Origin of the sequence: Curtobacterium sp. VKM Ac-2887 (assembly GCF_015350935.1) — a bacterium.
Taxonomy (GTDB): domain Bacteria; phylum Actinomycetota; class Actinomycetes; order Actinomycetales; family Microbacteriaceae; genus Curtobacterium.
This window is the reverse complement of the sequence record NZ_JADKSB010000008.1, coordinates 219,851-228,383: the sequence shown is the minus strand read 5'-3', so window position 1 is coordinate 228,383 and position 8,533 is coordinate 219,851. Positions and strand designations below refer to the sequence as shown.

The window sequence follows — 8,533 nt, the reverse complement described above, 5'->3', positions numbered from 1 at the left end:
CATGTGTTAAGCACGCCGCCAGCGTTCGTCCTGAGCCAGGATCAAACTCTCCGTAAAAAAATACAGACCCAACACCCGAAAGTGTCAGACCGAGTTGATTCTGACTGTTGACTGTCTACTGACAATCTTCAATCCAAAAGGAATTGTCTCAAACCCAACCAACCCGAAGGAAGGCCAGGCACGAGGTCAATCAATAAATTGGCATTGACAATGTGCACGCTGTTGAGTTCTCAAGGACCAGACGCACTCCCCCGCTCGACACCCGAAGATGCTCCGCCAGAGAGGCTGGTGAATCCGCTGCCCGGGGAAGAACCCTGGCGGACAAGATCCCCGGGTAAACCCAGTGACCGTCTCAGCCGTTCCGTTCTCCGCCGCCGTGGCAACGAGTGATTACTTTACGCAGGGACGAACGGCTGCGCCAAGCCAGGCCGCATCCCGGGCGTGTCGCCCGGAACGGCCCCGAACGCGGAACGGCCCGCTCCCCCGAGGGGGAACGGGCCGTGGGCTGACGAGCCGGGTCAGTGGCGCGCGATCACCGGGTTCTTGAGCGTGCCGATGCCCGAGATCGTGACCTCGACGACCTCGCCGTCGCGGATCTGGCCCACCCCGGCGGGGGTACCGGTCAGGATGACGTCACCGGGCAGCAGGGTCCAGATCGACGACACGAACTCGACCAGCGAGGGGATGTCGTGCACCATCTCGTTCGTCGAACCCGCCTGGCGCAGGTCGCCGTCCACGCGGGTCTCGATGCGGATGTCCGACGGGTCGATCTCGGTCTCGATCACGGGGCCGAGCGGGCAGAAGGTGTCGAACCCCTTCGAACGGGTCCACTGGCCGTCGCGGGCCTGCAGGTCGCGGGCGGTCACGTCGTTGGCGATCGTGTACCCGAGCACGACGCTCGCGAAGTCCTCGCGCCGGACGTTCTTGGCGAGCGATCCGATCACGATGGCGAGTTCGCCCTCGTGATCGACGCGGCCGATGTCCGCCGGCAGACGGATGGGTTCGTCGGGTCCGATCACCGAGGTGTTCGGCTTGAGGAACACCACCGGGTCGTCGCCGGCGCGCTCGTCCATCTCCGAGGCGTGCTCGAGGTAGTTGAGCCCCACCCCGACCACCTTCGACCGCGGGATGACGGGGGCGAGGAGCTTGACGTCGGCGAGTGCGACGCGCTCCCCCGTGGTCTCGAACCCCTGGTACATCGGGTCTCCGGCGAGCACCACCAGGTGCCGCTCGTCGAGGATGCCGTACCGGGGGTCTTCACCCTTGCTGCTGAACCGTGCGATCTTCACCGTTCGACCCTACCCACGCTCGGACGTCGATCAGGACGCGTCGGTCAGCTTCGTCATCCACCCGTGCGGGTCGGGACGACGGCCGTACTGGATGTCGGTGAGCTCGTCGCGCAGGGACATCGTGAGTTCCCCGGCGCCCTCGGTCGGCGAACCGATCGTGAAGCCCTCGCCGCGGAGCTCCGCGATCGGGGTCACGACGGCGGCCGTCCCGCAGGCGAACGCCTCGGTGATGGAGCCGTCGGCCACACCGTCACGCCATTCGTCGAGGGTCACCCGGCGCTTCTCGACCGTGAGCCCGCGGTCCTCTGCCAACTGCAGGATCGAGTCGCGCGTGATGCCCTCGAGGATGGAGTCGGAGTCCGGCGTGACGAGCGTGCCGTCGGACTTCACGAGCACGACGTTCATGCCGCCGAGTTCTTCGAGGTACTTGCCCTCGACCGAGTCGAGGAACATGACCTGCTGGCACCCGTGCTCGTAGGCCTCCTGCTGTGGCAGCAGCGACGACGCGTAGTTGCCACCGGTCTTGGCGGCACCGGTCCCGCCCTTGCCTGCGCGGGCGTACTGGGTCGACAGCCAGATCGAGACCGGCTTCGGGCCCGAGGCGAAGTACGCCCCGGCCGGGCTCGCGATGCAGTGGTACGCCACCGCCTGCGCGGCACGCACCCCCAGGAACGACTCGGTCGCGATCATGAACGGCCGGAGGTACAGGCTCGTCTCGGGCGCGGACGGCACCCAGTCGACGTCGGTCTGCACGAGCTGCCGGATCGACTCGACGAAGGCCTCGACCGGCAGTTCCGGCAACGCCAGCCGACGGGCCGACCGCTGGAACCGACGGGCGTTGGCGTCCGGGCGGAAGGACCACACCGACCCGTCCGCGTGCCGGTACGCCTTGAGCCCCTCGAAGATCTCCTGCGCGTAGTGCAGCACGCTGGCGCTCGGGTCGAGCGAGAGCGGGCCGTAGGGGTGGACCGAGGCACCGTGCCAACCGCCGTCGAGCGTCCACTCGACGGTGGCCATGTGGTCCGTGAAGTGCTTGCCGAAGCCCGGGTCGGCGAGGATCTCCTCGCGCTCGGCTGCGGCACGACGGTCCGCGGACGGGGTGGTGGCGAACTCGAGTCCGAAGGCGGTGTCGGTGCTCATGGGGAGGGCTCCTTCTCAGGCGGTGGTGGTGCGTGCCGTGGCCGCGGCGGCGATGGCGTCGCCGATCTCGGCCGTGCGACGCTGCGTGGTGCCCCGGTCTGCCAGGTCCGCCTCGACGGCCCGCGTCACCGCCGTCGCCAGGTCGCTGCGACCGATGTGGTCGAGCAGCAGGGCGACGGAGAGGATGGCGGCCGTGGGATCGGCCTTCTGCTGACCCGCGATGTCCGGCGCGGAGCCGTGGACCGGCTCGAACATGCTGGGGAAGGTGCCGTCCGGGTTGATGTTGCCCGAGGCCGCCAGACCGATGCCGCCGCTGATCGCGCCGGCCAGGTCGGTGATGATGTCGCCGAAGAGGTTGTCGGTGACGATGACGTCGAACCTAGCAGGATCCCGCACCATGTGGATGGTGACCGCATCGACGTGCTGGTAGTCCACCGTGACGTCCGGGAACTCCGCGCCGACGGCCGCGACCGTGCGCTGCCACAGGGCTCCGGCGTGCACCAGGACGTTGCTCTTGTGCACGAGCGTGAGGTGCTTCCGTGCCCGACGGTTCGCCAGGTCGAAGGCGTAGCGGACGACCCGCTCGACACCGAACGCGGTGTTCAGCGAGACCTCGGTCGCGATCTCCTGCGGCGTGCCCGTGCGGATGGCGCCGCCGTTGCCGACGTACGGCCCCTCGGTGCCCTCGCGCACGACGACGAAGTCCACCGCGCCCGGGTCGGCGAGCGGCGTCGCAACGGCGTCGTGGACCTTGGTCGGTCGCAGGTTGACGTAGTGGTCGAACGCGAAGCGCAGCTTCAGCAGGAGCCCACGCTCGATGATCCCGCCGGCGAGCCGGGGGTCGCGGGGGTCCCCGCCGACGGCGCCGAGCAGGATCGCGTCGTGCGACGCGATGGCGGACATGTCGTCCTCGGTGAGGATGTCACCGGTCTCGAGGTAGCGCGTCGCACCGAGGGAGAACGGGGTCTCCTCGATGACGAGGTCGTCCGGGGTCACGGCGTGCAGGACCTTGAGGGCCTCGTCGACCACCTCTGGTCCGATGCCGTCCCCGCGGATCACCGCGAGCTGGAGCGTCCGGACGGCCATCAGAGCGTGATGTCGATCTCGCGGAGCGAGGAGGCGTCGATCGCCCGGCCGACGTGCTCGAGGATCTCGGCGGGCACCGGCGAGTCGACGGTGAGGACGCTGAGCGCCTGGCCGCCGGCGGCTTCGCGCGAGATCTGCATCGCCGCGATGTTGATGCCGGCCTCGCCGAACTCCTTGCCGTAGACCGCGACGATGCCCGGGCGGTCGACGTACTCCATGACGACGTGGTGCCGGTCGAGCGGGACCTCGACGTCGTGCCCGTTGATCTCGACCAGCTTCTCGACCTGCTTGGGGCCGGTGAGCGTGCCGGAGACGCTGATCGCGGGGCCGTCGGACTGGGCGCCGCGGATCGTGAGCACGTTGCGGTACTCGGGGCTGTCGGTCTCGGTGATGAGCCGCACGGTGACACCGCGCTGCTCCGCGATGAGCGGGGCGTTGACGTAGGAGACCTGGTCGCTGACGACGTCGGTGAAGACGCCCTTGAGCGCCGCGAGCTTGAGCACGCTGACGTCGTACTCGGCGAGCTCGCCGTGGACCTCGACGTCGATGCTCGTGACGGGCGACGTGGCGAGGGCCGTGAAGACCTGGCCGAGCTTCTCGACGAGCGGGATGCCGGGGCGGACGTACGGGTCGATGACGCCGCCGGCGACGTTGACCGCGTCCGGCACGAGCTCGCCGCCGAGCGCGAGACGCACCGACTTGGCGACCGAGACGCCGGCCTTCTCCTGCGCTTCGTCCGTCGAGGCACCCAGGTGCGGCGTGACGACGACGTTGGGCAGCGCGACGAGCGGGGAGTCCTTCGGGGGCTCCGACACGAAGACGTCGAGGCCGGCACCCGCGATGGTGTTCGCGGTCAGTGCACGGTGCAGGGCGTCCTCGTCGATCAGGCCGCCGCGGGCGACGTTCACGACGAACGCCGTCGGCTTCATGAGCGCGAACTGGTCGTCCGAGATCATGCCGAGGGTCTCGGGGGTGCGCGGCATGTGGATCGTGACGAAGTCGGCACGCCGCAGCAGGTCGTCGAGGGAGACGAGCTCGACCCCGAGCTGCTGGGCGCGAGCCGTCGTGACGTAGGGGTCGTACGCGATCACCTGGACGCCGAAGGCCTGCAGGCGCTGCGTGATGAGCGCGCCGATGCGGCCGAGACCGATGATGCCGACGGTCTTCTCGTAGAGCTCGACGCCGGTGTACGACGAGCGCTTCCACGCACCGGCGGCCAGCGACGCGTGCGCGGCCGGGATGTGGCGGGCGAGCGACAGGATGTGCCCGACGGTGAGCTCGGCGGCGGAGATGATGTTCGACGTCGGCGCGTTCACCACCATGACACCGGCGGTGGTCGCCGCCTTGATGTCGACGTTGTCCAGGCCGACACCGGCACGGGCGACGACCTTGAGGTTCGGGGCCGCGGCGATCGCCTCGGCATCGACCTTGGTGGCGGAACGCACCAGCACGGCATCCGCGTCGGCGAGGGCCGACAGGAGCGCGGGGCGGTCGGTGCCGTCCACGTTCCGGATCTCGAAGTCGGGCCCGAGGGCGTCGACCGTGGCGGGCGAGAGTTCTTCGGCGATCAGGACGACCGGCTTCGACACAGCTGCTGTTTCCTCACGAGAGACGGTTGGTATCCCACCATGCTATCGACGTGCGCGGCCCGTTACGACCGCGGGCGCCTAGAACTGCAGCAGGCTCGGCACGAACAGCTGCAGGTCGAGCCAGAGGGCGCCCGCCGCCGCGAAGGCGAGGACGAAGACGGCGAGGGTGACCGCGAGCCGCGCACGACGCGTGATCACCAGGGCGACCACGAACGCGACCGGGGCGATCAGGATGTCCAGGACCAACCACGCCCAGGGCGTGCTCGCCTGCAGCGACTCGCCACCGGAGGTGGTCGCGAGGAACGCGTTGAACTCGTCCACCCGCTGCGAGATCTGCGTGAGGTTCCCCACCGCCTGCACCGTCATGTAGGCGAACAGCACGGCGAACACGAGCCAGACCGCGATGCGGCCGACGACCGGACCGCGCGACCGGCGGCCGACCGGCGTCGCGGCGGTCACCCGAAGCTCCGCGTCAGCAGGAACGGCCACGGGAACAGCACCACGGCGCCGAGCAGCATCCAGAGCAGTCGGGTCCGGGTCCGGCTGCCGCGGGCGGCCCACAGCACCACCGTGAACCACAGCGCCGGCGCGAGGATGGCGAGGAACCGGAGCACCTCGACGAAGACCGTCAGGACGGTGTCGACACCCGAGACGTACGAGGTCGACGCCGTCAGCAGCCAGGCGACCGTGTAGAGCAGGTAGAGCCCACCGAACACGCCGAACCCGACGAGGGCGCCGGAGGTCTCCGGTGCCTCGGGGTCGCGGTCGCCACGGTCCTTGACGGCGACCGGGTTGTGCGCGGCGTCGACGTGGGTGGCGTCGTCGGCGTCACCCCAGTTGAGCGCCTCGTCGTCGTGGTCGACGGCGTTCGTCACGTCCGGGTCGACCGACCCGTCGGGTGGGGATGCTGCCGTGTTCATGCCTCGATCCTACGAGGGACCGGCGCACGGGGAGACCACGGGTTCCCGGTGGGACGTGCGCTCAGGCGTCGGCGGGCTGCGTCGCGAGCACCTCGGCGACGACGTCGCGCACGGCGGGGAAGAGCGGGTGGCTCTCCATCAGGCCGGTGAGGATCTCGGTGAGCGCGTGCGCCGTCGCGCCGGAGCGGAGCAGCGCGTGCAGCTCGATCGACTCCGGGTCGTTCTCGTCGTCGAACGCGAGCGCGACGCGGACGGCCCCGAGCAGGTGCTCGACCGGCAACCCGCGTTCGGCGAGCTGCGCGGCGGGACCCACGAAGCGCTCGCGTCGGCCGAGCTTGCGGAGCGGGTTGCGTCCGACGCGCACGGTGGTGTCGGGGAGGTGTGGATTCGCGATGCGCGACAGGTTCGCCGCGACGTACCGAGCGTGGTCCTCCGGGTCGAAGCCGTGCTTCGCGACGAGCAGCGCGGTGGTCTCGGCGAGCACGCCGTCGACCTCGGCACGGACGGCGTCGTCCTCGAGGGCTTCGCGGATGAGCCGGATGCCCCGGACGTAGCCGTGGTAGGCGGCCGTCGCGTGCGCGGTGTTCACCGTGTAGAGCTTGCGCTCGACGAAGGGCTGCAGGTCGTCGACCCAGGTGACGCCCTCGATCGTCGGGGGTTCGGCGTCGGAACCGAGGAACGGCGTGCGCTCGATGACCCACTCGTAGAAGGGCTCGAGCACGACGTCGAGGCCGCCGGACTGCCCGAGCACGCCGGACTGGTCGGGGACGATGCGGTCGATGGCGCAGTTCGCGAAGACCGCGGCGATGTCGCGGTCCTCGAGCACCGGCGCACGCCGGATGCTCGCGTGCAGCGAATCGGTGGCGTTGAACGCGTTCTCGCACGCCACGATCGTGACGTCGCCGCGCTCGAGCGGACGTGCCGCGAGTCCCTCGGCGATGAGCGGTGCGACGAGCGGGAGCGTCCGGGCGCCGACGGCGGTCGTCACGACGTCCGCCTCGGCGATCGCCTGGATCACGCGGTCACGATCGGTCTTGCTGCTGAGCGCCCGGAAGCCGTAGACGAGGTGCTCGACCGGCATCTCGCCGACCTCGTGCACCACGAAGCGTCCGGCTTCGTTCAACGCGGACACCACACGGTCGTCGACGTCGACGAAGGTGAGCTCGTAGCCGCTCGCCACGAGGAACTGGCCCACGAACCCGCGCCCGATCTTGCCGGCGCCGATGTGGACCGCTCGTTTCGTCACCGCCATCCGATGATCATCCCATGCTGGTCGGTCCGCCCCTGACCGCTCGTGCGGCCCGCGGACGACGGCTGTCGCACATCGTCCGGGCGCACGCCGAGGGGACGCCGGTCCACGGCGTCGGGGCTGGAGAAGAGCTGCTGCATAACGTTCGGGTCACGTCGCGAGGCGGCGGTGCAAGGGCTGCACCGCCGCCTCGTCATCGAGTGTTCCTCGGAAGACTACCGCGCTGCCGAGCCGTCCACGTAGTCGCCGTCGTTCTGCTTCCACGCGAAGAGCGCGCGGAGCTCGCGGCCGGTCGCCTCGATCGGGTGGCCCTCGCCCTTGGCGCGCAGCGCCTTGAACTCGGGTGCGCCGGCGTCCTGGTCGTCGATGAAGCGCTTCGCGAAGGCACCGTTCTGGATGTCCGCGAGCACCGCCTTCATGTTCTCCTTGACGTCGGGCGAGATCACGCGCGGGCCGGAGACGTAGTCACCGAACTCGGCGGTGTCGGAGATCGACCAGCGCTGCTTGGTGAGGCCGCCCTCCCAGATCAGGTCGACGATCAGCTTGAGCTCGTGCAGGACCTCGAAGTACGCGATCTGCGGCTGGTAGCCCGCCTCGACCAGGGTCTCGAAGCCGTACTGGATGAGCTGCGAGGTGCCACCGCACAGGACGGCCTGCTCGCCGAACAGGTCGGTCTCGGTCTCCTCGGTGAAGGTCGTCTTGATGCCGCCGGAGCGCAGACCACCGATGGCCTTCGAGTACGACCAGGCGAGGTCCCAGGCGGAACCCGACGCGTCGACCTCGACGGCGACGATCACGGGGACGCCACGGCCGGCCTCGTACTCGCGACGGACGGTGTGACCCGGGCCCTTCGGGGCGACGAGCGACACGTCGACGCCCTCGGGCGCCTCGATGTAGCCGAAGCGGATGTTGAAGCCGTGGCCGAAGACGAGCGTGGCGCCCGGCTTGAGGTTCGGACGGATGTCGTCGGCGTAGACGATGCGCTGGACCTGGTCCGGCGCGAGGATGACGACGACGTCGGCCCAGGCGGTGACGTCGGCCGGGGTGAGGACCTCGAAGCCGGCCTCTTCGGCCTTCTGACGGCTCTTCGAGCCCTCCTTGAGGCCGATCTTGACCTCGACACCCGAGTCACGGAGGTTGAGGGCGTGGGCGTGGCCCTGCGAGCCGTACCCGATGACGGCGACCTTCTTGCCCTGGATGAGCGTCAGGTCGGCGTCGGCGTCGTACACGATGTCAGTCACGAGGGTGTGTCTCCTTGGT

General features: G+C 69.4%; 8 protein-coding genes. All 8 read right to left on the bottom strand.

What is annotated here, in order from left to right; genetic code table 11:
• Positions 1-518 precede the first annotated feature (518 nt).
• The gene (locus ITJ69_RS11605) at positions 519-1,289 is read right to left on the bottom strand and encodes a fumarylacetoacetate hydrolase family protein (protein WP_194672817.1); all 771 of its coding nucleotides are present in this window, start codon (positions 1,287-1,289) and stop codon (positions 519-521) included.
• Positions 1,290-1,319: 30 nt separating this feature from the next.
• Entirely contained in the window at positions 1,320-2,429 is a 1,110-nt protein-coding gene (locus tag ITJ69_RS11600) for a branched-chain amino acid aminotransferase (RefSeq protein WP_133938877.1), read from the bottom strand.
• A gap of 15 nt (positions 2,430-2,444) precedes the next feature.
• Positions 2,445-3,515 (bottom strand): 3-isopropylmalate dehydrogenase, encoded by a 1,071-nt coding sequence (locus ITJ69_RS11595; protein WP_123292273.1) that lies wholly within the window; start codon positions 3,513-3,515, stop codon positions 2,445-2,447.
• Positions 3,515-5,104 (bottom strand): phosphoglycerate dehydrogenase, encoded by a 1,590-nt coding sequence (gene serA, locus ITJ69_RS11590; protein ID WP_123938753.1) that lies wholly within the window; start codon positions 5,102-5,104, stop codon positions 3,515-3,517. Before serA ends, ITJ69_RS11595 begins: the two co-directional genes overlap by 1 nt.
• A 78-nt stretch (positions 5,105-5,182) precedes the next feature.
• Positions 5,183-5,563, bottom strand: coding sequence for a hypothetical protein (locus tag ITJ69_RS11585; RefSeq protein ID WP_123938752.1), 381 nt, complete (start codon positions 5,561-5,563; stop codon positions 5,183-5,185).
• Entirely contained in the window at positions 5,560-6,024 is a 465-nt protein-coding gene (locus ITJ69_RS11580) for a hypothetical protein (protein WP_194672816.1), read from the bottom strand. Before ITJ69_RS11580 ends, ITJ69_RS11585 begins: the two co-directional genes overlap by 4 nt.
• A 61-nt stretch (positions 6,025-6,085) precedes the next feature.
• Complete coding sequence (locus ITJ69_RS11575; protein WP_123292269.1) at positions 6,086-7,276, bottom strand: mannitol-1-phosphate 5-dehydrogenase; 1,191 nt, start codon at positions 7,274-7,276, stop codon at positions 6,086-6,088.
• Positions 7,277-7,488: 212 nt separating this feature from the next.
• Positions 7,489-8,514: a ketol-acid reductoisomerase gene (gene ilvC / locus ITJ69_RS11570; RefSeq protein WP_111085939.1), complete on the bottom strand. Its 1,026-nt coding sequence runs from the start codon at positions 8,512-8,514 to the stop codon at positions 7,489-7,491.
• Positions 8,515-8,533 lie beyond the last annotated feature (19 nt).

What these genes read in the sequence shown, in the direction of transcription:
- ITJ69_RS11600 (WP_133938877.1), bottom strand. Translation starts at nt 2,429, where the DNA reads ATGAGCACCGACACCGCCTTCGGACTCGAGTTCGCCACCACCCCGTCC.
- ITJ69_RS11595 (WP_123292273.1), bottom strand. Translation starts at nt 3,515, where the DNA reads ATGGCCGTCCGGACGCTCCAGCTCGCGGTGATCCGCGGGGACGGCATC.
- ITJ69_RS11580 (WP_194672816.1), bottom strand. Translation starts at nt 6,024, where the DNA reads ATGAACACGGCAGCATCCCCACCCGACGGGTCGGTCGACCCGGACGTG.
- ITJ69_RS11575 (WP_123292269.1), bottom strand. Translation starts at nt 7,276, where the DNA reads ATGGCGGTGACGAAACGAGCGGTCCACATCGGCGCCGGCAAGATCGGG.